The sequence below is a fragment of the Bifidobacterium sp. WK041_4_12 genome, assembly GCF_041080795.1.
Classification (GTDB): Bacteria; Actinomycetota; Actinomycetes; order Actinomycetales; family Bifidobacteriaceae; genus Bombiscardovia; species Bombiscardovia aquikefiricola.
Map to the genome: position 1 here is coordinate 1,959,576 of NZ_CP129674.1, position 23,807 is coordinate 1,983,382.

A 23,807-nucleotide genomic window follows, 5' to 3' on the forward strand; every position below is an offset into this window, starting at 1 on the left:
TTACCATCGTTATGCCTCAACTTTCTTTTCATCAACGTCCTTTTCTTCAATGTTCTTATCATCAATGAATCCAGACGCATGCGTTCGGTAGGAACTCTCATGAAATTGGCGTTCGGTCTCAAGCATGCTGCTTGACCAGTTCACCAGTGTCTTGTTCTGTATCCGTTCATCGATCTCATCGAGCGATTCGTTCCAGAACAGAACCGACTGATGAAATTCATCGTTAACGTGCATGCCCACCCATTGACGCAGAGCTGGCGGCATGACGGTTCTGCTTCCTTGCCACGCCTGGTAGCACCATTGCTGGTATAGATTTTCTGCAGCGAACATCGACGCGGCAAAGGCAGGATAACCGCCTGTCTGCACCGTTCTCGTCAGATATTGGCTCAGAACATCATGAGTCTCAGCATGCATGGCTTGCCTCACTGGAACATCCAGCAATCCTGCCAGATACGGCACCTGATCGTCGTGGAGGTTCGCGATGATGCCATCCCATGCTGCATGTCTCTGTTTCGGAGCGCCAGCAATAAGCTGCTTCATCAGATGATGCACCGTGCATACGAAGCTGAGTTCGTTCTCCATATATGCACGCCACACCTGGTCGTCAAGATGCCCATCTGTTGCTTCGATGATGAACCGGCAATCTTTACTGCTTGCAAACGCGTCCGCACAATCTTTCAAAAGCTGCTGACTACGTGACATGGACGATTCCCGCATCATTGCCGTGTCAACCAATCTGCCAGCCCCGCAAACAATCGATCATAGCCATCCCAGTGCTGCGAAAACTCGGGAGGTGCCCAATGAGGTGCGCAATCACTCGTGAAGACTGCCGAACGGCCTTTTCCTTGCTGCGATACGGCAACAAGGGGATCCTGGTCATCGCCAGCTACGGCAAGGAGTTCTGCGCCTTCACGAATCTTGACTTTGTTATAACCGAGAATTCTAGGCCATGAATCACCAGCCCCTCCGAGGGCAGGGTGTTCCGGGTGGAGCACATGTGGTGTCACGCCTTCCGGGCGTTCGATTCTATCGTCCTCGGTGAGCATCGTAACTGGCAATACGTCCGCGAGCGCCGTGTGCGCATAGTTCGCCTTAGCCTCGAAGCCAGTGAATGAGAGATAGCCACCGATCATCAGCAGCGCCCCACCGGCTTGGACCCAGGAGCTGAGAGTCTGTATTCTGTTCTTTCCCACTATGGAATGTTGGAAAACGTCGGGGGCTAGCTGCAGAGAATTTGCACCAATATCCGAAAGGATGACCAGATCGTAGGCCTGAAGTTCTTCGATGGTCTCGGGAAACTGGGTGGGAACCATGTGTGCAGGCATATGTTCAACTTCGTAGCCCGCCTTGCGCAGTGCAGCTTTCAGTTCAATGCCAGCTTCTTCATATGAGCAGACGGTGAACTCATCAACGCCTTTGGTCTCTGTCGTCCGAATCATCCAGCTTTCGCCGGCCAACAGTATTCTTTTCATATCAGTCCTTTGTCACCTGTGCCGATTGTTCGAACAATCGGCGAACATTGCTTGTATTCACGCTCTGGATGACCGCTGGATCGATTCCTGCAATGCTCAGTCGTTCCAAGAATTCAAATACGTATGCCAGTCCGTTGCCGCCATTTTTGCGCAGCATGGATTTAAGAAACATGTCATGGCTGAAGAGCAGGCTCTGTGCAAATCCTTCATCCACCAGCCGTGACACGGCAACCGTCGTTTGGGCTGCAGAAGGCGATTGCCCTTCACCTGGATATCGGTAGTTGTAGGGCATACCCAGCATGTCGAATTCCAGATGTGCGCCAGACTGTGCCAGTTCCAGCTGATACTGGGGGTCATTGCCTGATGGATCCATATGGCAGAGGCACAACGCTTCGGCAGGCACCCCTTCTTCATCCAGGGCGATGCGTATCACATCCCGTGCGAGCTTGGTCCACCCGGGAAGATGAACGTACATTGGCAGATGAATCCGTTTTTGGAGTCTGCAGGCTGCTCGCAAGGATTTGATTTCGCGTTCGGTCATTCTTGGAGAGATTCCTATCTCGCCGATTACTCCCGAATTGATGCCATCACTCGGATTGGTGTAATCCTCGTAGAGCATATCGACGAGTTCGTCGACGTCATCAACACGCGTTGCTTCAGGATGAAACTGCTCAAGATACCAGCCGCCGCCTGAAATAATCGTGACACCCGATGCCTTGGCTATGCCCTGCAGCTTGACTCGGTCCCGACCCTGTCCCTGCGGCGTGACCTCGATCACTGTGTCTCCACCAAGATGACGGAAGTATTCACATTCTTCTGTGGCATCTTCAACGCTGTCGAGTCCACAGTTGTCTCTGCAACCATAGGGGTGTTCTCTGAGAATCCAGGCGAGCTCGGGCGTGACCTTCTTTTCCAGAAGATCTGGGTGAAGTGGGTCAGGCTGAAGGTTTCCACTGGCCATGTCGTTGAGTAAGTGCTCATGTGGGAGCACGAATCCTAGTTTGTCAGATGCTATGGTTCCGCAGACTGTATGGACGCGAATTGTTTCAGCGCTCATGACTGCATCCTTCTTTTCACAAACTGGGCAACGCTTACGCCATGCAGGTTGGCCCAGATCACGGTCAGCAGGAGTACGCCGGTAACCACAGGAATGATGTAGGGGCTCAGATTGAGCAAGGTCAATCCATCGGTGATCATTCCCAAGAGAATCGCACCAATCAGCGAACCAAGAACCGATCCTTTGCCTCCGAGCAAGTCCGTTCCTCCGATGACAACTGCCGTGATGACCGTCATGCTGAAGTCCGTGGCTGAATTTGCGTCTCCCGTTCCTAGACGGGCAGCGGTGATAACGCCTGCAAGTCCAGCAGCGGCTCCCGAAAGTGTCAGGGCAAGCATCTTCATGCCATTGGTGTTGACACCTGCGCGTCGCACTGATTCCTCGTTAGATCCGATGCCTGTGATGTACTCGCCAAATCGCATGTTGTGCAAGCCAACCATGCCAATCACCGCAACAACGAGCGCCGACCAAGCCGGTATACCCATTCCTAGGAACCGTCCCTGTCCAATGTGAGTGAACCATCGTCCAGCAGCAATGGGAATGGAATACCCCAATGTGATGAGGAGTGCAACGCCACGCAATGCCGACATGGTTGCCAGGGTCACGATGAAGGATGGCATTTTCTGATAGCTCGAAAACCATCCATTAATCACACCGCACAGCGCACCGACGGCGATTCCGGCGATGATGCCCACGCTTGAATCGACCGAAGTCTTGAGTATCAGAGCGCTTACCACAGTGGTCAGGGCGAGAATCGAACCCACCGAAAGATCAATCATCCCGGCAGTGATAACAAATGTCATGGCGACGGCAACTATCGCTTCGGGAGCGACCTGCACGGCGATGTTTCTCATGTTCGTCAAGGTGAGAAAGTCTGGGGAAGCCACAGAAAACGCTACAAGCACTATCAAGGTGAGCACGATGAGCAGCAACAAGGACTTGTCCATTTTCCCCATCAGGGTCGCCAGCGAATTTCTTTTTCCACTTTCCTTTTCGGAATTCATGCCACTCCTCCAGTCGGAGTCTCCTGAGTAATCATGGAGACCAATCGATCCATGGTCAGCCCTTCAATCGAAGATTGCTCCACCACTTGTCCTTCATACATGACAGCGACCCGGTTGCAGACTCTGAAGATGTCCTGAAGCCTGTGGGTAATCAGGATGACTCCAACCCCTTGCGCAGCAACGTCATGAATGAGCTTGAGAACCGATTCAACCTCAGCGACTGCAAGCGCTGCTGTCGGTTCATCGAGAATAAGTATCTGTGGATTCATCGATGCCGCTCTTGCAATGGCTACGGACTGACGCTGCCCTCCCGAGAGTTCCTGGATCTTCTGATGCGTGGACTTTACGCGAACACCAAAATCATTCAGAATCGTACGGGCATCGTGATGCATTTTCGTGGTGTTGAGCAGCGGTCCGATAGTGGGTTCCCTGCCCAGAAATAGGTTGGATGCAACATCCAGAGTCTCGCACAGGGCAAGATCCTGGTACACGATGCTGATTCCTTCTTTTCGCGCTTCCTTGGGATTGGAAAAATGCTGAGACTTTCCCCTAACAAGAATGGTTCCTGAATCGGGTGTCACCGTTCCAGACAGCACTTTCATCAGCGTCGACTTTCCGGCACCGTTATCTCCTATAAGCCCAAGGACCTCTCCCTTGAGCAGGCTGAGCTCCACTCCACGCAAGACCTTCAACACTCCGTAGGTCTTTCTGATCTCGTGAAGCTCAACCAATGTCTCTTGCTGAGACGTATCTTCCACGCTCATACCGAACCTCATGATTCCTTAAGGAAGTAGGAATATTTCTTCAGATTTTCGGCAGTGACAATGTTGATGGGAACTGAAATATCCTTCTTCACCGTCTTGCCACAAGCCAGATTGATAGCTGCCTTCGCTGATTCCTGGCCGAAGCCGAAGGAATTCTGCTGCACGACCGCTTTGACGAATCCTGCGGTCAATCCTGATGCGGAGGTCTGAGATAGATCCCATCCCACAATCTGCACGTCATTCTGTCGTCCCTGGCTTTTCACAGCGGCAATTGCACCATTGAGGGCAGGCTCGCCCGTCGCATAGATATATTTGGGATTGGGGTTTGCAGTAAGCAGATTCTCGGCGGCCGTCTGCGCTTTGTCAGCCTGATTCTGTCCATCGACAACTGTGGAGATCGTCATGCCGCCGGCTTTCACGGCATCTTCGAATCCTTGCTGCCGTTGAATCTGAATCGTGCTGTTGAGCGCTCCGACGATGCCTACGGCACCCTTGCCGCCTGAAAGCTTCAGCATGTGACTTGCCAGTTCGGCACCGCCTTCCTTATTGGCCGTACCTACCTGCGCGTCGTAGGAACTGGCATCCGCAACCTGTCCATCTACGGATACCACTGGAATTCCAGCGCTCTTTGCGCTCTTGAAGGCAGGAACCAAAGCATTCATGTCATACGGGTCTACGATTAGTGCACTGACTTTCGAAGACATCAGGTTTTCGATTCCTGTGACCTGTGTCGCTGCATCGTCCTTGCCCGACACAAAGTTAATCTTTGCCCCAGCAATCGTCGCGACATCCTTGATCCCGGTATTCAACTGATTGAAGAACGCCGTTTGTTCATCGATGCTGACGACGCCCAAGGTCAGCGTTTTCCCATTGACTGTGCAAGCCTTGGGAACGTTGGTTGGTTGTGGACGCTTCATTGATGAAGCGGAACCGCTGCCGGTTGCCGAATCTGCGGATGACGAACCGCCATCGCCGCATGCGCTAAAACTCAGAAGCATTGCAGCAGACACTGCAATGGCAAATACAGCTTTGCCCTTTATCATGATTCTTTCCCCCTGGATGAAAACTTCGTGGATGGTCGAAGACTTCTTGAAAACAGGTAATGGGCAAACAACTGAGTGAAGGCTGTACCAATATCCTGTAATCGATTACATAAAATCAGTAGAATATTTCTTACGAGTTTCGGCTAAATTTCTGAGATATTATTTGATAGTCGTGTAATTGGTGAAAATAAGTGTAAGATGTTTTGTAATCGATTACCATGCTCAAGCGTCATTGTTTATAAACCGCCATGGTTTATATAATGGGCGCAGTGCAGTTCAAACATGACGACGAGGAATGATGACTGATTGTTCAGGCGAGAATGCTCCATCACTGATTGATGTGGCCAAACGCTCACATGTGTCCACGGCAACGGTGTCGAGAATACTGTCAGGAAAGCGCACTAAGAACGATGCCACGCAGCAGGCCGTGCGTAAGGCAGTGAACGAACTGCATTACCGAGGCAATTTCGCCGCTCGCGCACTTCGACGGGACAGATCGGACACCATCGGTGTGATAGTGCCACAGATCAGCAATCCGTTTTTTGCCTCTCTCGCCGAAGAGCTAGAGCATGCAATCAACGCTTCGAACCAAGAAATGCTGCTCTGTGCCTCTCATATGGATCCCAAGCTTGAGCGTGAACGCATCGTCAGTCTGCTTGCAAGAAACGTAAGCGGCATCATCATCGTCCCGTGTGACGAGAAACAGAGTCTGGAAGCCTGCCAGATGGTGTCACAGATCCCACTGGTACAGGTCGATCAGCGTGTCGACATGGAAGATTCTGACTGGATTGGCATCGATGATACCAAAGCCATGAAGCTGATAGTCAATCATCTGGCTGAGCAAGGTGTGAACACGCTTGCCTTCATAGGCTCGTCAATCAACAATTCCTCGGCTCACAACCGATTGAACAACTTCAACGAGCAGGCGCTCAGTCACGGTCTTTCTGTCAGACCCGAATGGCAGCTGCTCAATGACTACAGCGTCGACTGGGGGCGTGAGGCGACAAAGCAGATCTTCGAATCTTCGCGAGCGCGAAACGAATCGATGCCTGATGCAATTGTCTGCGCAAATGATCTCATCGCGCTTGGTGTCTTGGACTTTCTTCGTGCGAAGAGGCTCTCCGTTCCCAATGACATCATGGTTACGGGCTTTGATGACACCCTCTATGGCCGACTCAGCGAACCATCTCTCACGACCATTGCACATCCGGTTGCCAGAATTGCCGAGGAAGCCGTGAGACTGATTGCTCTCTCCCACAATCCTTCGGCGCGTACGTATTCCCAGATAGCGCTGATGCCCAAGCTCATTGTCAGGGAATCAGCCTAAGACGAACACCTTGATTGTGAAAGCTCCGATCTTGAATGATCTGCTGTGTTGCGAAACAGCCCGAGTGGAGTGGAATACTTCTCAGATGCTGAGAGTGATGTGATGATGCCTGCCATCATGAGCGACACGGATCGTACCCAAGCTGCGAGCCACCTGTGCCACGTCGATGCTGGCTTTGGCATTTCCAATTTCTGCTGAATCGCTTGCTACATCTGACTGCTCGGATTGCTGCGCATCGAGCAGTGCTCGTGTCAGTAGCCCTCGGTAATGCTTCGCCGCATGAGTGATGACCTTGCCTCGCGAATCCACAACACGCAGATCCCACGACTGACCCTGTGGAGCCGTGACCTGATACGCTCCGGAACGCATGTCAACCGTGGTTTCTGTGATTTTCGTGGTTTTCGTGGCTTCTGTGGTTTCCAAGCTTTCGCTTGTGCCCTTCATGGCAGATAGTTGACGCTCTCTGTGGAAAGCCGAGCGGCTCAAGTCCGTCTTCGCCAATTCACGTCGCCAGAATGACGTGAGACTGCCGATTCCAGGCAGGGCAATGTTCATCGACAGTCGATACCCAGGAATGAGGTCATGAGCCGAGGTCAGACCGAACAAGCCTGAGAAGATCATCACGTCATCATTGCTGCGCAACTGTGCAGCCTGATAGAGCACACCGTTGTAAACCTTCCAGGCGGGAGCACAGGGCATGCGAAGGATGTCACGCTGTGCCTCGACCTCGGATATGATACGCTTGCCCACCTTGAGAATCTTCGCAGCATCATCCCGCTTCGATACGTCAATCAAGACCTCGAGCACGCGACGCCGAGCCTCGGTAAGCTCCGGGAACGACAAGTTCTGCAATTCCAGCACAGGCCCAGCTTCAGGAAAGCACTTGCCCTCAGAAGGTGGAAGTAAAATATGCACCCCGCCATTCTACCGACAGCTCGGATCGTCATGAGCCCGTGCAGAGCACTATGAGGGACAGGCCACCGCTGCAGCTCTCTCCGTTGATGCCCTTATAACCTGTCATATCCTGTCGGCTGTGGAAAACGATATTACCAATGCCAAGCCAACGCATGCTGAGCTCATGACCATCAACAACCTTGTCACTCTTGGCAACCTCAGTGCCGCAGTAATTGCCGAGACAACCGCAGCGAAGGCACTTAACAACAGTCCAGCCAGCGCCATCCATATAATCACGCTCATCAGCCTCTGATCGATGCAACTGTCAATCAGGCCTCCATTAGAATTTGAAGAAAAAGCCGGGCACAACTTCATACCTCTCATTCGAAACGTCGAATATTGTGAGCAAGACAGGTACCCCATCAGAACGACGAAGAACTGTGCAATCATGCCTTTCGGAATGCGCTCTTTCCAACGGCTCACAGGCAACGCAGCCGAGGAGTCATCGGCAATCCTCGTTTCGGTAAATCCTGTGTGCATGCGCTGCAGCGCAAAGGTCGCAACCGAACATATGATTGCCCCAACGAATCCCCCAGAGATGGAAATCGAGCCGATCAGACTGAGTTGTGTAAACGATACGGATGCGAAACCGATCAGCAGGCCATATGCCCAGGCTTGAGTGAAAGCCCCCATCAGCCTTATGACTCGTACCGTCACGAAGGCCAACAACCACCAGACCACAACAACGACCATCAAGACAAACTCGCCAGAGACTACCACTAGTGCGGCTACTGCGATGCATGAGAGAACGACGCAGAAAGTGTTGACCTTATCGACATAAGCGAACCGGCCGTCATGCTCCTTGGCAGAATTCCCAATCTGATTCAACCGTCGCAAGCTTTCAGCCGTATGCGTGAATGCGATGGCGATCAGAACCACACAGCATATGCAGGCCACGCTCACCGCAAGAAACCATGACGGTGCTGTGACACAGAGACCGTTCTCCCCTGTTTGCAAAGGTCGACTCCCAATCGCAGGACAATTCGGGTGCAGCATCTGCCCGCCCCAAATGGAAACATATAACGGAGAAAACGATGTTCCTGCCCCGACCAATGCCGAAATGACGGCCATCGCAACCATGGAAAACAGTAAACCAGATGGTCGGACTCCTCTTGCTTCTGAATTCATTCTGATGTCTGATACCTTGTTTGTTGGAGCAACTTCTCTAGGCGTTGTCTTTCCCCTTCTCACATGCCGTCAGTGTACGTCTCTTACGATTGCGCACATTTGCGTCTGCTTTCACAATTTCTGCATCACTTAACAGCGTTTTACACCTCAACGCCAAGGATTCTCAATTGCTCGTTGATTTTGGCTTCCAAATCAGCAATTTCGGCATTGTCTTGTTTGAGTTGTCTGTTCACTCCATCGATATCGATGGGTGGCTCTGCTTCAAAGGTATCGACGTAGCGGGGAATGTTGAGATTGAAATCGTTGTCTTCGATTTCTTTGAGCGTGGCAACGTGAGCGTATTTGTCAACGTCAACGCGATTACGATAGGTTTCGATGATTTTGTCGATGTCAGATTGCTCATAATACTGGTATTCAGGCGCAGGACAACAAGACACACCTTTGTTATCAGCGTATGTGTTTGAACTGCTGCCATTCATTTTCTAAGCTTGAACGCACGATGTTATGCAGACGTTCATCCTGAACACTGGTCGGCTGTTGCTATCGAACAATGATCAACGTTGCCGACACCGCTGTAATCAACGCCGCTGTAACGAACACGGGGCCAATGAGACATCTGCACAATGAACATCTGCATGATGGGCACCGAAACAACAATCATTAATGCGCATGATTAATGCACACAGGCATCGGCGCAACAATCACTGATACAGCGGACAGCACTGAAGCAACGGACATCATTGATGCAACGGACAGCACCGGCGCAGACATCGACATATCAAGAGGGGAAAGCAATGACAGGAACGAACACAAACGACAATACTCAGTCGACGAATATGACAGGCGAAGAACTCAGCAAGCAGAGGTTTCCTCAACAGGCACAGAATGCGCCCGGCACGACAGCTGCAATGACACCGGAACCCGATCATGGAGAGTCCAGCTGGAAGGGTTTGAACCGTCTGGAAGGCAAGCGCGCGTTGATTACCGGCGGCGATTCGGGCATTGGCAGGGCGACGGCCGTAGCGTTTGCACGCGAAGGCGCGCATGTCGCGATTTCCTACCTTCCATCAGAAATCGAGGATGCACAGAGAACCCGAGAAATCATCGACATCGGCGGCAAGGGCGAATGCAAGATCTTCGAGACCGACATACGCGACGAAGCCAAGGCCCGCAAGCTTGTGGACGATGCAGCCGAGGCATTGGGCGGCTTGGACATCCTTGTCAACGATGCCGGCACGCAGCAAGGGCGACGACCTCAAGGCTTTGCAGATCTCAAGGGCGAGGAAATGCGAAACATCTTCGCCACCAATCTCCTGGGAACTTTCTATGTGACCCAGCAGGCACTCAACCACCTCAACGCAGGCTCGAGCATCATCAACGTCACTTCGATCCAGGCGTACGATCCTTCCGCAAACCTGGTTGACTATGCTGCAACCAAGGCGGCGCTCACCAACTTTACGGCCAATCTCGCCCAGCAGCTCGGCCCTCGAGGAATCCGCGTGAATGCCGTGGCACCTGGTCCAATCTGGACACCGCTTATCACGTCGACAATGCCTGCGGACAAGGTCGAGGATTTCGGAAAGAATACGCCTCTTGGCAGAGCAGGACAACCGTCCGAGCTGGCAGGTGCCATGGTCTTTCTTGCGAACAATGTCGAAGCATCGTTTGTGAGCGGAACCGTGTTGGCAGTGACCGGAGGAGAGCCCATTTTTTAACACACCACCTCATGCACTGTCTCAACACTGTTGAGGACGCCACGCCTCGGGCACTCAATCACGTTGATGGTGAACAACATCCAGTTTCCGTTGCGTTCCCGTTGAAAGCGGCAACGCAACGGCTATACTGCGATGCAGCGGGAAATGTCGATTGTGCGCAATGCGTCAGCTGGGAGACACTGCACGGCGCGTGCCAAGCATTTTCTGCAGCGTCCAGATTACCGATCACATTAACGATCACATTGGAGGTTAATGAGAAGCATGGCACAGGCAACCAGCGAGAAGACACATGCAGAACAGACGGATTTTCTTCACCATCTTTTCGTACCGGTTTACATGCCTGCCATCGTATTTGCAACCGGAGAGGGATCTCTTATCCCCATCGTTCCCCTTACTGCCAAGGCGTTGGGAGCCAATCTTGCAACCGCAGGCATCATATCTGGACTCCTGATGATTGGAGTGGTGCTTGGCGATGTGTCCAGCGGCTTCATCGTCAACAAATGGGGTGAGACCGTTGCCATGCGCATCGCTGCAATACTTGCCATCGTCTCTGCAATTTTCTGCTGGCATGCCCCGAATCTGGTCGTTCTGGCGGCAGGCGTGCTGGTTATCGGCATTGCATCCGCCACATTCAATCTTGCACGACATGCATTTCTCACGGCCTGGACTCCGCCTTGGTACCGGGCGCGGGCCATGTCGATGTTGGGCGGTACGACGCGAATCGGCTATTTCGTAGGGCCGTTCCTTGCTTCACCGGTCATCGCCTTGGCGGGATCACGTAGCGTGTATTGGATTCACGTCGTGGCTTGCCTGACCGTTCTGGTCATCCTTCAGGTCACTCCCGACCCCGAAAAGCTGCTGTCCGCCAACAAGGCTCGTGCTGAACGGAACAGGAGCGGTGCACGTGTCGAGAAGACGAATGCTCATGACGCAGGCCACATCGCTCTTTCACACGTCACACCACAAGGCATCATCGAAAGCGGAAACTCCGAGCCCGATACGGACACCACAAGGGTATCTGCCATGATGCGCAGGCTGATGCGCTTCCCCGTGATCAGATATGGCTCCATCCTATGCCGCATGGGCACTGCGGCTGGCATATTGCAGATGATGCGCGCATCTCGCCAGGTCATTCTGCCACTCTGGGGTGTCCAACTCAACATCTCTGCACCACATATAGCCCTCATCATGGGCGTCGCCGGTGCCGTGGATCTCTCGCTCTTCTATACATCCGGCCAGATCATGGACCGCTTCGGCCGTCGCTGGGCTGCAGTTCCAGTGCTGGTAGGAATAAGTCTGGGGCACCTTCTCATGCCGTTGGCCAGGGTGGAATGGGCCTATGTCTGCGTTGCGATTCTGATATCGGTTGCCAATGGACTCGGCAGTGGCATCGTCATGACGCTGGGAGCAGATTTGGCGGCGCGCTATGCGCCTAACAACATGCCAAGTTTTCTCAGCGGCTGGAGGATGTCTACGGATTCAGGCTCGGCTGCCGGTCCACTCGCCATCTCGGGCATGACAGCGCTATCCGGTCTCTGGTCCGCAGCAGTCCTGATGGGCTGTATCGGTCTGATCGGCGCCTTCATGATGCAACGCTTCATTCCCCGTTTCATCGGCAAGTGACAATACAGCAATAGGATTGTTTCAACATCGACGACCTAGCTGGGCACATGAAGGAGACAGAACATGAACGCATCGTTGAATCCTCAGTCATTGGTCACGCTATGGCATATCGAGCAATACAACTCATTCTCTGCAACGGCAAAGGCGCTTGGATGGTCACAGCCTGCCATCAGCCAGCAGATCAAGAAGCTTGAGGCGCAGACCAATGCAAAGCTTGTCATGCGAACATCGCATGGCGTTGAACTCACGGCAACGGGAACGATGCTGGCTCGATACGGCGAGGCGATATCCGAGCGTCTGGAATCGGCATCGCGTGAAGTCAAGGATTATCGGCAGCAGCATTTCACGCATCTCCATCTTGTTGCTCCCCCTTCGATCTGCTCGACCATTGCTGCACGTTCGATAGCCAATCTGAGCCTGTTCACGAATATCGAGCTCAGTCTGATTCAGCTCGAACCCCCGGAAGCTCTCGACCAGATATCGCACGGAAAAGTCGATGCAGCAGTGGTATTCCGTTATCGTGCAATCCCCAATTTTCTTGACATCAACGATGATCTTAGCTTCGATTCATTGGGATTCGATCCGATGCGACTGCTCGTTCGCAGCGAAAACCCGATAGCGAAGAACTATCGCAACAATCGGCAGGCGATCAACCTATCCGTCGCGCAAGACGAGCGTTGGATAGCAGGATGCGAAACCTGCCGGGCCAATCTCGTGAAACTGGCATCTCGCTCAGGCTTCAAACCAGACATTCGCCATGAAACAGACGATTATTGGGCAACGCAGAACCTCGTTGAGGTGGGCATGGGGGTATCACTGGTCCCCGAACTTGACATACATATCAATCTTCAACCGGATTTGCAAGCATGCCCGCTTCAGGATGAATTCGCATACCGCGAAATCGGCATCGTGACGCGAAAGGACGATCACCGCCCTGCTCTAGAGCCGATGATCAAGGAACTGAAGCGCACGGCATCGAAATATCTCAGTCCGACCGTTTCACCGAAATAGGCAGATTCACCAAACTAGGCAGTTTCACCTAGCCAGGCAGATAGCATCATTGTGAGCCATTCGATAAGCAAGCTTATGAACACGATTACCATATCGATGAGCCAGAGCGTTGAGCGATGCGCAACGCTTGACGACAATGGGACTCATGAGAACAGAAACCATCGATCATTCCCAACTCACCCAACAGTCCTTGACAGATTTCGACTCTGCGAAGATCGACGCCACAACCATGGAAGAACTGCAAAACGTAGGTTCCGATAAGTGGACCAGATATGCAGGCTGCATTGGTGCATTCATCGCCGAGATGGACTATGGCCTGGCTCCATGCGTTACCAATGCAATCAAGGAGGCATCAGACCATAACCGTCTGGGCTACATTCCCGATCCGTGGAAGAAAAGGGTTGCAAGCTCGTGTGCCGCATGGCAGCAGCGTTACGGCTGGGATGTGAACCCCGCCTGCATCCGACCGGTGCCCGACGTGCTGGAAGCTTTCGAAATCTTCCTCCGTGAGATAGTCGGATCCGGCAATTCCGTAGTCGTCCCCACGCCTGCTTACATGCCGTTTCTCAGCGTCCCTCAGCTCTATGGTGTGAAGCTGCTTGAGATTCCGATGATTCGCGAGGCGACTGAAACCGTGACCGAAGGCGCATGGTCATTCGATTTCGACGCCATCGAACAAGCCTTTGCAGATGGCTGCCACGCTTTCGTTCTATGCAATCCGCATAACCCGATCGGCAAGGTGCTCACGCGCGACGAAATGCTGAAGCTCTCGGATTTGGCAGCAAAATATGACGTCCGCATCTTCTCCGATGAAATTCACGCACCCTTCGCATACGGCCAGAACAGGCACGTGCCCTTCGCCTCCATCAACGGGCAGACAGCGATGCAGGCTTTCACCTCGACATCCGCCTCGAAGTCCTTCAACATTCCGGGCACCAAGTGTGCACAGGTCATTCTCACCAATCCGAACGATTATGAGATGTGGATGCAGCGCGCGCAATGGTCAGAACACCAGACCGCAACCATCGGCGCCATAGCGACAACCGCCGCCTACGAAGGTGGTGCCGCATGGTTCGAAGGCGTTCTGCACTACATTCAGCGCAACATCGCTCTGGTCAACACGGAAATGAGCACCAGATTCTCGCATGTGGGATACATCAAGCCCGAAGGCACCTACATCGCTTGGCTTGACTTCTCACCCTTGCATCTGGATGACCCAGCCAGCTACTTCCTCAAGAAGGCCAATGTAGCTCTTACCGACGGCCGTGAATGTGGCACGGTTGGTGCAGGCTGCGTTCGCATGAACTTTGCGATGCCCTATCCACTGCTCGAAGAGTGCTTCAACCGCATGTTCAACGCGCTCCATGCAGACGGAATCATCTAAGCAAGCCAGTTCTGCTCACTCCTGCCTCTTCCCGTGCCCGGGAAGAGGCATTTTCATTGCTCGCATGCCGTTCACAGCATCGATCATTACTGCCAAAGCATTTATACAAACATATATTTGCATATTTTTCTTTGCAGAGGTATCTTTGCATATATGAAATCATCAGAAGATTTGGGAAACACCGCAACGAAGACTTCGACTCCCACTCCAGAGCAGTTGAGGGCGCTCACCCATCCGATTCGTTTGCGTCTCTTGGGCTTATTGAGAATCAACGGGTCAGCCACCGCAACCGATCTTGCCCGCATGACCAAGCTCAACACCGGTTCGACAAGCTATCATTTACGCATCCTTGCCAAATATGGCTTCATTGAAAGAGACACGGAGCTTTCTTCTGGCCGCAAGTTATTTTGGAAAGCCAAGCAGCTTTACACCACCATCGAGGATCCCTCGCCAGATTCGGCTGATGTCGAGAACAAGCTCGATGCTGCAGGTGCCTTCATGCAGGTTGCGGCAGCTGAAACAACCCGCCAGATATTGCAAGCAGCAAGTGATTGGCGCACGATGGATTCGACATGGCAGGAAGCCACGACCATGAGCGACTACGCAATGATGCTCACGGCGCACGAGGCGAATGACATCGCCAAACAGGTGCAGGGCATTCTCCTTGCCGCCATGCAGAAGCACCCGCTGATTCAGCCGGGCATGAAGCAGACTGCACAGCAAGCATCCGATCCACAGAGGAAAGCAGTAGCGATGCAATTCCACCTCTTCCCCATAGCTCAGGACTTGCTGAAATGAAAGAATCAATCAGCAACAAGACCCATCGACTGACCAATGGCATCTCGTGGTCGTGGCAGCATCCGCACATCGATCACCGCTACATGGTGCTGGGTGCCTGGCTGTGCTCGGATATCGTCTCACTGTTTGGCAGTACGCTCAGCAGCCTTGCCGTGCCATGGATGGTGTTGAATCTGACACATAATACCGTTGCAACTGGCATTGTCAGCGCAGTTCAGCTTGGGATGCTCGTCGTTGCCAATCTGCTGTGCGGTCCATTGATCGACAAGCTCGGTCCAACGCGCATATCAGTGACATGCGATTGCATCAGCGCCGCATTCATCGCACTGGTGCCGGTGATGTGGTTTGCGCACTTGTTCTCGATTCCACTGCTGATTGGCGTGGTTGCCGTAGTCGGCACCATGCGAGGCCCTTCCAATAATGCAAAAGACATTCTCTCGCCAAGCATCGCTGCCTTCAGCAAGCAGGCCATGGAAAGAATCACCGGTCTTGCAAGCACCACAAGCCATCTGGCTGGCACGATTGGTTCGGCGCTCGGCGGTGTGATCGTTGGTCTCATCGGCGGGCCATACGCTTTGGCCTTCACCTCTCTGGCGCTGTTATGCGGAGCAGGCATGATTGGCTTCATTGTTCGTCCTGCGTTGCTTGCTGACAGTTCAATCGTCGCATCCTTGAAAAAGACAGCGCAAGCAGACGAAACCGATGACGCATCTTCTGCCATGCAAAGCCGACACATGAAGTCTCCAGACCAGCCAGCCAACAGTCGGGCAGAACAGACGCATTCCATGACTCTGCCTCATCAGCTTGGTCTGCATATTCGTGCGTATATACGCAATATTGGCGATGGGTGGAAGGTATTGATCGCCGTTCCCGTGCTTCTTGGCTATGCCCTCATTCCAGCGGTCACCAATATGCTTGATGTCGCCTGGACCGATGTGCTCGCTCCGGCCTGGGTGCTCAACCAGCATCATGGCTCAGCTTCACTGGGTTTGCTCTTCGCGTCTCTTTCGCTTCCGGCGCTCGTCGGCAGCACCATTGCGACCATCATCGCAGAGCGTCTGCCTCGCTTCCCCGTTATGGTCATCGGATATCTGCTCGTCGGCTTCCCTCGATATCTGGTGATGGCCCTGAACGCACCGATGCCGGTGATTCTGACCGTCATTGCCATAGGCGGCTTTGGTTCAGGGTTTCTCAACCCGATCTTCGGAGCAGTCATGTATGAAAGAATCCCAGTCAAGGCGCGAGGCAAGGTTATTTCTCTCACCAGTGCGATGATCTGGGGTCTGATGCCGCTAGGGTCGCTTATCGGTGGCTTCTCTTCTCATCTTCTTGGTCTGAATCTGACGCTCGCAATTCTTGGTTCCACATATCTTGTCATGACGCTGCTGCCCGTCTTCATTCCTGCGCTGCACCATATCGAGCGGCCGGAGCGGGGTGCGCTGGTCGCGGATATCGCGGAGGACGCTCAAACCGCCACAGCCGAAGTTGCAGACAGCAGAGTCACAAACAACAGTGTTACAAACAATATAGGCACAGACGAATCGTGACATTCAGCATCGTGGCATGCATTGAAAAGGACAGCCACCGTAACCAGTGACTGCCCTTATCATGTTTCCCATCAAGGCCTGACGTAAACCATCATGACGTCAATATCTTGACGTCAATGGTTCAATACGAAATCGGTTATCTGCTGGGTGTTGCCATACGAAGACTGTGCACCCTTGCCCAGGGTTGAGAAGGCCGAAACCGCTGAAGCGACTTCACATGCAGAGTCCAGCGAATTGCCGCTCGCCAGGCTTGCCAGCATGGCACCCATGAAGGAATCGCCTGCGCCCGTGGTATCCACCGGTTTCACTGTGAACGCAGGAATATGCGATGTCTGCACACCATCGAGCACGACCGAACCAGCAGCGCCCAAGGTGACGACAACACGATCCAGTCCAGTTGCGCGTAACTGGTCATGAAGCGCATCCCAATCGGATTGAAGGTTTGGCTCATGAGCCAAACCCAGCCATTGCGCAGTCTCGTGCTCATTCATGATGGCGATGTCGGCAACGTCTGCCAGACAGTGCTTCAAGGCAGGGTTCAGACCTTCGGGCATCGGTGAAATGTTCAATGCGACCGTAGTATGCGCGGCATGGGCGATGCGCGAGGATTCAACGACAGCCTGCAGCGGTGCCTCCAGACACAGTCCTAGGATGTCAGAGCGTTCGATGACGTCACTGTGTCTGCGCACGAAGTCGGCATTGACCTTGCCGTTGGCTCCGGACGATACGACGATGAAGTTTTCACCGTGGGGGTCAACCACGATAATCGTCGAACCTGAGGGAAGGTCGACATGTTCAATATTGTCAGTGCCAACCCCAGCATCGTTGAGTTCATGCAGCAGGAAGTCCGCATTGGCGTCCGAGCCAACAGCTCCGATCAGATCGGCACGTAACTGCAATCTGGCACAGCTGGCTGCCTGATTCGCGGACTTTCCACCGGCATGAATGCTCATCGGACCACCGATGATGGTTTCCCCAGGCTTCGGCATGGTCTCAACCTCAACCACATGGTCGGCATTCATCGAACCCACGATGGATACGCGAGACTCGGAGGACGATGATGCAATTCGATCCAACTCGTCGGTGATCTCGTCCTTATTCAATTTCAGTTCCTTCACGCATCCATCCCTTCTCAGCTGCTGCGCTTCTCTGCAATCCTATGCCTGCATCAGTGTGTGAGCTGACCGGATTCCTGTGCCGTCTTCTCCACCGAAGGAATGAGGAAGGAGCAAGCGAAGGCGAGAACGACCAGAATCAGGCCAGTTCCCACGCTGAACACGTACGACATGCTGCCTGAACCACCACCAACTTGTGTCATGACTGCATAGAGAATGGCAAAGCTCAAGCCGGCACCGAGGTTGAAGGCACCCGCGTTGAGTCCCGGCAGATACCCGGTGTTATCGGCAGGAGAGAGCACTATGCCCAAGCCGTTCAGCATGATGTTTACGGTTCCGGCATAGGTGATGCCGACGAATACCGAGACGCAGACCAACGCCCAGACGCTGACGGATGCTGCGGTGAGCATGATGGCGATGACACCGATTGCGGTTGCAACCAAGCCATAGCGCAAGACCTTGTGATATCCATAGCGGCTGGTGAGCCATCCTGCGACCGGTCCGAACACCAGACCTGCCAACGCATATGGAGTAAGGGTAGCAAGGGATGCGAGGTCGGCGCTTAATCCTGCACCGAATTTTGCATCCTGAGCGATTGCTGGCACGATGCCGTTCATGATTGCGAACACACCCGTCATGGTGAGCAGCGTGGTAAGCAGCAGACCCCAGGTTCTACGCTGCTTGAGATAGTGCGTCGTGACCATGGGCTCCTTCTTGCGCTGTTCGACATTCCAGAAGACGATGAACGCTATCACTGCGACCACCAGCATGATGATCACATAGACCCAGTTGGCAGCGGCAAGCTTCTCGATTTCATCGACGGCAAGCAACAGAGCGCCGATGGCGATGACGAGCAGCACGGCACCGATCCAATCCATCTTGGCCTTGGTATCAGCCCAGCTTTCATGGGTGTAGACGGCTGTGAGAATCGCCGCAACCAATGCAATGCCTGCCATGGTCCAGAAAATCGAGCGGAACCCATAATGCGCTGCAAGCCAGCCACCGAGCAAGGCATCAACGCCTGCAATACCGCCATTGACGGAGGTGATGATGGCCATAAGACGTGCATAACGCTTGTCTTCCGGCACGCGAACATGCAGCATGATAAGGCACAGCGGCACCATAGGGCCAGAAACACCCTGAAGAATGCGGCCGACCATCAGCATCGGAATGTTGACGGCCAGAGCGGAAACGGCGCAACCGGCTATCGTTGCCACCAGCATGCCGATAAGCACCTTCTTTCTGCCTGCGGAATCTGCAAGACGAGGAAGGAAAAGCGAGAACAGTGCTGCCGCGGTGAAGAAGACGGTCTGCGTCAGGCCGACTTCAGAGGCGGTTGTATTCAGTTCGCGCTGCATCGTCACCAGAGCCGGTGACAGCATGGAAGCGTTGAGCTGAAATGCGAACACAGCTACCAAGAGTGCAATCATCAGTCCGATGATCGACGATTGTGATTCAGGCTTGCCCGTAGGGGTCGTGGTATTTGCGGTCATTTATCCAGTCCTTCACCAATGTTTGCAATCGCCTCGTGAATGAGCTGCCAGAAGCGGTCAACGTCCAAATGTTCACCAAACTGCGTATGGCAGTCATCAGGAGCCGGGGCGCGCAGATCGGCCACGGTCATTCCAAGAGTCAGATCACCCTTGGTTTCGATATCGATAGGTGCCTTATGCGTGGTGATGACCTTGGGGTCGAGCAGATATGCCACAGCGCAGGGGTCATGTACCGGAGGATCAACGAATCCCTGATTTGCCGCGTATGCCTTGCGGAAGAAGTCCATCAGATGACTCACGAATTGAGCGGTCGGCGTGCCGATGGATTCAATGTCTTTCTGACGCTCCGGCGTGCACAACGCCTGGTGGGTCAGATTCAACCCGATCATCGTAACAGGCCATGCCGCGTTGAATACCACATGTGCGGCCTCGGGGTCGACCTTGATGTTGAACTCAGCGACAGCGCTCCAGTTGCCAACATGAATGCCGCCACCCATGAGCACCACCTCTTTGACGCGCTCAACGATGCGAGGCTCCTTGCGCACTGCCATGGCGATGTTGGTCAATGGTCCCGTAGGAACCAACGTGATCGTGTTGGGTTCATTGCTCATGATGGTGTCGATGATGAAATCAACCGCATGCTTGTCGATGACGTCATGCGAGGGCTTCGGCAAATCCACACCGTCAAGCCCCGTATCGCCATGCACGCCTGGAGCGGTTTCCAGTTCACGTATGAGCGGCGATGCGCAGCCTGCAGCAACAGGCACGTCGTAGGCGTGAGCCTGCTCCAGAACCGCGAGCGCATTATAGGTTACCTTGTGCAATGTCTGATTGCCACCAATGGTTGTTATCCCCAGCACATCAATGTTGTCGTTGCCAAGCGCCAACAGGATGGCGACCGCGTCATCATGCCCTGGATCACAATCAAGAATGATTTTTCGTCCCACTTCAACCCCTTCATTCCTTGTATCTGTACGAATCAAGGTTTCATGTCGTCGAAGCTTAAGCTGCCCAGGACTTGGCTTTTTCGCTTGTGACCTCGTGCAATCGCGCACAAGAATCCTCCCCCGCCCTGCAACATCGTACATTCCTTGAGCTTCGACGCTCTGCCATGGTTATGTATCTCCCGGATTCATGCCCGTGGCTGTTTTCCCTCAACATGCAATCTTACAACCACGCGTGCTATGAAACGCTCCCCCACACACTGGCGATCTGCGTATTCTCGCCGTCATACAAGCTTGTTCTGCTGCAGCCAACGTTTCGCTATGGCTGAGGCTGATTCCTTGTCGTTGATGCTTTCGCCGTTCATGGTCATCAGATCCTGCGTCGTCAGCTTGCTTTGCACGTCGTTGAGCACGCTGGCAACCTTGTCAGATTCAGCGGTTTTTGAGATCAGGGGAATCACGCGCTGCGGGAGAATCATCTGCTGTGGGTCCTTGAGCGTCACGAGATCGTTCGCCTTGATGCTTGGCGATGTCGTGTTGATATTCGCCATCTGCACCGTTCCATCGAGGAGTGCCTTGATGGTTGTCGCGCCACCACCATCGTTGATGGGAACCAGGGTCGCATCGACGCCATACTGCTGCTTGAGACCCTTGATCCCGTATGGTCGCGTGGCGAATTCTGGGGCGGCTGCAACCTTGAGTCCACTTATGCTGGAGAGATCGCCGATGCTGGTGACATGATGCTGCTCGCTGTAGGATTTCGTCACGTTGATCGAGTCGGAATCCTCGGCCTGTGACTGATTCAGCACGGCGAATGTGCTGGGAAGTGCCTTTTTCAGCCCCGAATATACGTCTTCGGCACTGTGCGCGGTGGAATCCTTGTCAACATACTGCAGCAGGTTGCCGGTGTATTCGGGCACCAGATCGATTGAACCATCCTTGAGTGCGGCAATGTATACGTCACGCGCTCCTATATCGGGTTTCAATGCGGTATGGATGCCATGCGCGCTAAGGGCTTGCGCATATATGTTGGCCAGTATCTCGCTTTCTGCGAAGTTCGCCGAGCCGATGGTGATCGTTGAGGCGTCATGCTGCTGCGACGATGACGAATCGAGCGGATTGGATGACCCGCAGCCAACCGTTCCCATCATCACCACTCCTGTCAGCACTCCCCCAATGAGTTTTCTTCCAAACGAATTCATGTTGCTCCCCTTCTTGTTGCATCGATGCGTGTACATGCTTACGGCATGGACGTATGGCACAGTTTTCGTGCCTCTGTGCCTACTATTTCTTGTGCCTCTGTTCCTCGGATCCCCTTTACTATTGAGTCGTCAGCTGTGAATATCGCGAATGCCTTGCAATCGTGTGCTGCATGCTCAACATGAGCACATCGACCGTGATGGAAAGAGCAATGACAAGGCATGACGCTCCGAGCATCTGTGGGTAGTCGCGAACGGCCAGCCCATCGATAAGGAACCGTCCAAGTCCGCCAATCGGCAAGAATGCCGCAACCGTCCATGTGGCAATGATCTGCGTGAATGCCGAGCGAATGCCCCCCAGCATTGCTGGGAATGCTGCTGGCAGTTCGACATGCCACAGAATCTGCCATTCGCTGAAGCCTATCGCTCTCATTGCGTGGGTTGTGGTCCTGTTTACATCGGCTATGCCCGAATATGCGGCAGCCAGCACCGGTGGAATTGCAAACATCACCATCACGATCATCGGAGCCGATATTCCCAGCCCGAATATCAGGGCGAGCGCGCTGAGCATTCCCAACGTTGGCAGCGCCCGCAGCGCGTTAGCCACCGGAATCACCAAGAGCGCTTTGCCATAATGCCCGATGTAGCAGGCCAAAGGAATGGCAATCACACAGCTTATGGCAAGTGTTGCCAAGGAATACTGCAGGTGTTGAGCGAGACGCACCGCGATGCCTTCCGCTCCCTCCCAATGTGACGCATCGACAAGCCAGAGCATCGTCTGTGAAAAAACGTTCATGCAGCCACCCCATCCCGTGCAGTTTCACGATGATGATTCCATGGCATGAGCGCTCGGCCGCAGAAGGCCAGAATCTGATCGAAAAGCAAGGCAATCAACGCTGTCGCCGCAATGCCGACCCAGATTTCCAAGGGAAAATCTCGTTGATATCCCTCGATGAAGAAGAAGCCGAGGGAGTTCACGCCGATAAGGGAGCCCACGGTGATCAGGCTGATCGTGCTCACCGAAACCACTCGTATGCCTGCAAGAAGTTGAGAGCCTGACAAAGGCAGCTCAACCTGGAAGAATTTCCCCCACGCTCCGAATCCCATCGCATCGGCGGCATGCATCACGCTCGGGTCGATGGAAAGCAGTGCGTGCGAAGCCGAGGTCAGCATGATTGCAATCGCATAGATGGTCAGCGCGACTTCGATGTTCACCGGATTCAAAATCTTCGTTCCCAGCAGTGCAGGGAGAAATATCAGCAACGGCAACGAAGGAATGGCGTAGAGCACGCTGGATACCACATACATGCTGCTGCGGGTCAGTCTGCGCTGATTCGCCACTCTTGCCAGAGGCACGGCAATCAGCGTTCCAAGGATGATCGGAAACACGCTCAGCAGCATGTGCTGCAGTGCATAATCCAGTATCTGCGTCCAATTCTGCATCAGCCAATTCATCGCAGCTCGCTTCTCAGACATCCTGCGTTGACGAACGAGGCAACGAATGAGTCTGCGGGATGGTCAATCAATTCCCTAGCCGTGCCCACCTGAGCCAACGTTCCGCCCGGACGCAGCAGTGCAACCTTGTCTCCCAGGTAGAAAGCCTCGTCGATGTCATGGGTGACGAACACGATGGTCTTGCCTATTTCCGATTGAAGTCTGAGCAATTCATCCTGAAGATTTCTTCTGACGATGGGATCCACAGCCGCAAAGGGTTCGTCCATCAAAAGGATTTCCGGATTTGCGGCAAGCGCTCTTGCAACCCCTACGCGCTGCTGCTGGCCACCAGAAAGTTCGGATGGGTAGCGGTTCTGCAGACTTGACTCAAGTCCAACCTCGTCAAGTACTTCCAGGGCGTGGGTTCTGGCATCCTTGCGTCGCATTCCTTGAAGCACCGGCACGGTGGCAATATTGTCGAGAACCGTTCTATTCGGCAGCAGCCCACCATTCTGCAGAACATACCCTATCGAACGGCGAAGCTTGACAGGATTCATCTCCTGATTGTCTCGTCCGTGAATCAGAACCGCACCGGAATTGGGGGTGACCATGCGATTGACCATCTGCAACAATGTGGTCTTGCCAGAACCTGACGATCCCACCAATGCAAGCGTCTTATGTTCGTCAGCAGTGACAGAGACGGCGTTGACTGCGATGCTTCCATCGCCGTATGTCTTTGAAACCGATTTCCACGCAATCCCCAAACCATTCTCCATTCAGCACAAACGCAATCAT

The 23,807-nt window shown here is 53.6% G+C and carries 23 protein-coding genes; 7 read left to right on the forward strand and 16 right to left on the reverse strand.

The annotated features are described in order from the left end of the window. Positions 1–9 precede the first annotated feature (9 nt). Genes QN215_RS08265 through QN215_RS08290 form a run of 6 tightly spaced genes read right to left on the reverse strand, consistent with a single transcriptional unit; the run spans position 10 to position 5,340 of the window. Positions 10–702 carry a hypothetical protein gene (locus tag QN215_RS08265; RefSeq protein ID WP_369343837.1) on the reverse strand — a complete coding sequence of 231 codons (693 nt, stop codon included), beginning with the start codon at positions 700–702 and terminating at the stop codon, positions 10–12. A 14-nt stretch (positions 703–716) separates the two neighbouring features. Beyond that, positions 717–1,472 (reverse strand): glutamine amidotransferase, encoded by a 756-nt coding sequence (locus tag QN215_RS08270; RefSeq protein ID WP_369343838.1) that lies wholly within the window; start codon positions 1,470–1,472, stop codon positions 717–719. Between the two features lies 1 nt (position 1,473). Continuing rightward, a complete protein-coding gene (locus tag QN215_RS08275; RefSeq protein WP_369343839.1) occupies positions 1,474–2,529 on the reverse strand; it encodes a phosphotriesterase in 1,056 nt (351 codons plus the stop codon). Then, entirely contained in the window at positions 2,526–3,533 is a 1,008-nt protein-coding gene (locus QN215_RS08280) for an ABC transporter permease (protein ID WP_369343840.1), read from the reverse strand. The genes QN215_RS08275 and QN215_RS08280 overlap by 4 nt, the downstream gene beginning before the upstream one ends. Beyond that, complete coding sequence (locus tag QN215_RS08285; protein WP_369343841.1) at positions 3,530–4,297, reverse strand: ATP-binding cassette domain-containing protein; 768 nt, start codon at positions 4,295–4,297, stop codon at positions 3,530–3,532. Before QN215_RS08285 ends, QN215_RS08280 begins: the two co-directional genes overlap by 4 nt. A gap of 8 nt (positions 4,298–4,305) precedes the next feature. Next, positions 4,306–5,340: a substrate-binding domain-containing protein gene (locus tag QN215_RS08290; RefSeq protein ID WP_369343842.1), complete on the reverse strand. Its 1,035-nt coding sequence runs from the start codon at positions 5,338–5,340 to the stop codon at positions 4,306–4,308. A 295-nt stretch (positions 5,341–5,635) separates the two neighbouring features. On the opposite strand from QN215_RS08290, the gene QN215_RS08295 reads away from it, so the two are divergent. Next, positions 5,636–6,667: a LacI family DNA-binding transcriptional regulator gene (locus QN215_RS08295; protein WP_369343843.1), complete on the forward strand. Its 1,032-nt coding sequence runs from the start codon at positions 5,636–5,638 to the stop codon at positions 6,665–6,667. A gap of 81 nt (positions 6,668–6,748) precedes the next feature. Here the strand turns inward: QN215_RS08295 and QN215_RS08300 are convergent, their stop codons facing one another. The 3 genes from QN215_RS08300 to QN215_RS08310 form a co-directional block, all read right to left on the reverse strand. Then, entirely contained in the window at positions 6,749–7,582 is an 834-nt protein-coding gene (locus tag QN215_RS08300) for a YaaA family protein (RefSeq protein ID WP_369343844.1), read from the reverse strand. A 102-nt stretch (positions 7,583–7,684) separates the two neighbouring features. After that, on the reverse strand, positions 7,685–8,578 hold the full coding sequence (locus QN215_RS08305; RefSeq protein ID WP_369343845.1) for a hypothetical protein: 894 nt from the start codon (positions 8,576–8,578) through the stop codon (positions 7,685–7,687). Between the two features lie 311 nt (positions 8,579–8,889). Beyond that, complete coding sequence (locus QN215_RS08310; RefSeq protein WP_369343846.1) at positions 8,890–9,186, reverse strand: N-6 DNA methylase; 297 nt, start codon at positions 9,184–9,186, stop codon at positions 8,890–8,892. 357 nt (positions 9,187–9,543) lie between these two features. Here QN215_RS08310 and QN215_RS08315 point away from each other — a divergent pair, with 357 nt between their 5' ends. The 6 genes from QN215_RS08315 to QN215_RS08340 all read left to right on the forward strand — a co-directional run bounded on the left by QN215_RS08315 (position 9,544) and on the right by QN215_RS08340 (position 16,827). Continuing rightward, complete coding sequence (locus tag QN215_RS08315; RefSeq protein WP_369343847.1) at positions 9,544–10,464, forward strand: SDR family oxidoreductase; 921 nt, start codon at positions 9,544–9,546, stop codon at positions 10,462–10,464. 261 nt (positions 10,465–10,725) lie between these two features. Next, positions 10,726–12,087 carry an MFS transporter gene (locus tag QN215_RS08320; RefSeq protein ID WP_369343848.1) on the forward strand — a complete coding sequence of 454 codons (1,362 nt, stop codon included), beginning with the start codon at positions 10,726–10,728 and terminating at the stop codon, positions 12,085–12,087. Positions 12,088–12,150: 63 nt separating this feature from the next. Beyond that, complete coding sequence (locus tag QN215_RS08325) at positions 12,151–13,098, forward strand: LysR family transcriptional regulator (protein ID WP_369343849.1); 948 nt, start codon at positions 12,151–12,153, stop codon at positions 13,096–13,098. A gap of 145 nt (positions 13,099–13,243) precedes the next feature. Beyond that, positions 13,244–14,482, forward strand: a complete 1,239-nt coding sequence (locus QN215_RS08330; protein ID WP_369343850.1) for a MalY/PatB family protein — start codon at positions 13,244–13,246, stop codon at positions 14,480–14,482. Positions 14,483–14,635: 153 nt separating this feature from the next. After that, on the forward strand, positions 14,636–15,280 hold the full coding sequence (locus QN215_RS08335; RefSeq protein ID WP_369343851.1) for an ArsR family transcriptional regulator: 645 nt from the start codon (positions 14,636–14,638) through the stop codon (positions 15,278–15,280). Then, positions 15,277–16,827, forward strand: coding sequence for an MFS transporter (locus QN215_RS08340; RefSeq protein WP_369343852.1), 1,551 nt, complete (start codon positions 15,277–15,279; stop codon positions 16,825–16,827). Before QN215_RS08335 ends, QN215_RS08340 begins: the two co-directional genes overlap by 4 nt. A 113-nt stretch (positions 16,828–16,940) precedes the next feature. Here the strand turns inward: QN215_RS08340 and QN215_RS08345 are convergent, their stop codons facing one another. The 7 genes from QN215_RS08345 to QN215_RS08375 all read right to left on the reverse strand — a co-directional run bounded on the left by QN215_RS08345 (position 16,941) and on the right by QN215_RS08375 (position 23,788). Further along, on the reverse strand, positions 16,941–17,945 hold the full coding sequence (locus QN215_RS08345) for a ribokinase (protein WP_369343853.1): 1,005 nt from the start codon (positions 17,943–17,945) through the stop codon (positions 16,941–16,943). Positions 17,946–17,995: 50 nt separating this feature from the next. Beyond that, positions 17,996–19,435 (reverse strand): MFS transporter, encoded by a 1,440-nt coding sequence (locus QN215_RS08350; protein ID WP_369343854.1) that lies wholly within the window; start codon positions 19,433–19,435, stop codon positions 17,996–17,998. Further along, complete coding sequence (locus tag QN215_RS08355; protein ID WP_369343855.1) at positions 19,432–20,382, reverse strand: nucleoside hydrolase; 951 nt, start codon at positions 20,380–20,382, stop codon at positions 19,432–19,434. The genes QN215_RS08350 and QN215_RS08355 overlap by 4 nt, the downstream gene beginning before the upstream one ends. A gap of 281 nt (positions 20,383–20,663) precedes the next feature. Continuing rightward, positions 20,664–21,581 (reverse strand): ABC transporter substrate-binding protein, encoded by a 918-nt coding sequence (locus QN215_RS08360; protein ID WP_369343856.1) that lies wholly within the window; start codon positions 21,579–21,581, stop codon positions 20,664–20,666. Positions 21,582–21,699: 118 nt separating this feature from the next. After that, positions 21,700–22,374, reverse strand: coding sequence for an ABC transporter permease (locus tag QN215_RS08365; protein WP_369343857.1), 675 nt, complete (start codon positions 22,372–22,374; stop codon positions 21,700–21,702). Beyond that, positions 22,371–23,021: an ABC transporter permease gene (locus QN215_RS08370; protein ID WP_369343858.1), complete on the reverse strand. Its 651-nt coding sequence runs from the start codon at positions 23,019–23,021 to the stop codon at positions 22,371–22,373. The genes QN215_RS08365 and QN215_RS08370 overlap by 4 nt, the downstream gene beginning before the upstream one ends. Before the next feature lie 8 nt (positions 23,022–23,029). After that, positions 23,030–23,788, reverse strand: a complete 759-nt coding sequence (locus tag QN215_RS08375) for an ABC transporter ATP-binding protein (protein WP_369343859.1) — start codon at positions 23,786–23,788, stop codon at positions 23,030–23,032. Positions 23,789–23,807: the final 19 nt, after the last annotated feature.

Bases quoted from the DNA above. Each gene is read 5' to 3' on its own strand.
- QN215_RS08265 (WP_369343837.1), bottom strand. From the start codon at position 702: ATGTCACGTAGTCAGCAGCTTTTGAAAGATTGTGCGGACGCGTTTGCA.
- QN215_RS08270 (WP_369343838.1), bottom strand. From the start codon at position 1,472: ATGAAAAGAATACTGTTGGCCGGCGAAAGCTGGATGATTCGGACGACA.
- QN215_RS08275 (WP_369343839.1), bottom strand. From the start codon at position 2,529: ATGAGCGCTGAAACAATTCGCGTCCATACAGTCTGCGGAACCATAGCA.
- QN215_RS08280 (WP_369343840.1), bottom strand. From the start codon at position 3,533: ATGAATTCCGAAAAGGAAAGTGGAAAAAGAAATTCGCTGGCGACCCTG.
- QN215_RS08285 (WP_369343841.1), bottom strand. From the start codon at position 4,297: ATGAGCGTGGAAGATACGTCTCAGCAAGAGACATTGGTTGAGCTTCAC.
- QN215_RS08290 (WP_369343842.1), bottom strand. From the start codon at position 5,340: ATGATAAAGGGCAAAGCTGTATTTGCCATTGCAGTGTCTGCTGCAATG.
- QN215_RS08295 (WP_369343843.1), top strand. From the start codon at position 5,636: ATGATGACTGATTGTTCAGGCGAGAATGCTCCATCACTGATTGATGTG.
- QN215_RS08315 (WP_369343847.1), top strand. From the start codon at position 9,544: ATGACAGGAACGAACACAAACGACAATACTCAGTCGACGAATATGACA.
- QN215_RS08320 (WP_369343848.1), top strand. From the start codon at position 10,726: ATGGCACAGGCAACCAGCGAGAAGACACATGCAGAACAGACGGATTTT.
- QN215_RS08325 (WP_369343849.1), top strand. From the start codon at position 12,151: ATGAACGCATCGTTGAATCCTCAGTCATTGGTCACGCTATGGCATATC.
- QN215_RS08330 (WP_369343850.1), top strand. From the start codon at position 13,244: ATGAGAACAGAAACCATCGATCATTCCCAACTCACCCAACAGTCCTTG.
- QN215_RS08335 (WP_369343851.1), top strand. From the start codon at position 14,636: ATGAAATCATCAGAAGATTTGGGAAACACCGCAACGAAGACTTCGACT.
- QN215_RS08340 (WP_369343852.1), top strand. From the start codon at position 15,277: ATGAAAGAATCAATCAGCAACAAGACCCATCGACTGACCAATGGCATC.
- QN215_RS08350 (WP_369343854.1), bottom strand. From the start codon at position 19,435: ATGACCGCAAATACCACGACCCCTACGGGCAAGCCTGAATCACAATCG.
- QN215_RS08360 (WP_369343856.1), bottom strand. From the start codon at position 21,581: ATGAATTCGTTTGGAAGAAAACTCATTGGGGGAGTGCTGACAGGAGTG.
- QN215_RS08365 (WP_369343857.1), bottom strand. From the start codon at position 22,374: ATGAACGTTTTTTCACAGACGATGCTCTGGCTTGTCGATGCGTCACAT.
- QN215_RS08370 (WP_369343858.1), bottom strand. From the start codon at position 23,021: ATGCAGAATTGGACGCAGATACTGGATTATGCACTGCAGCACATGCTG.
- QN215_RS08375 (WP_369343859.1), bottom strand. From the start codon at position 23,788: ATGGAGAATGGTTTGGGGATTGCGTGGAAATCGGTTTCAAAGACATAC.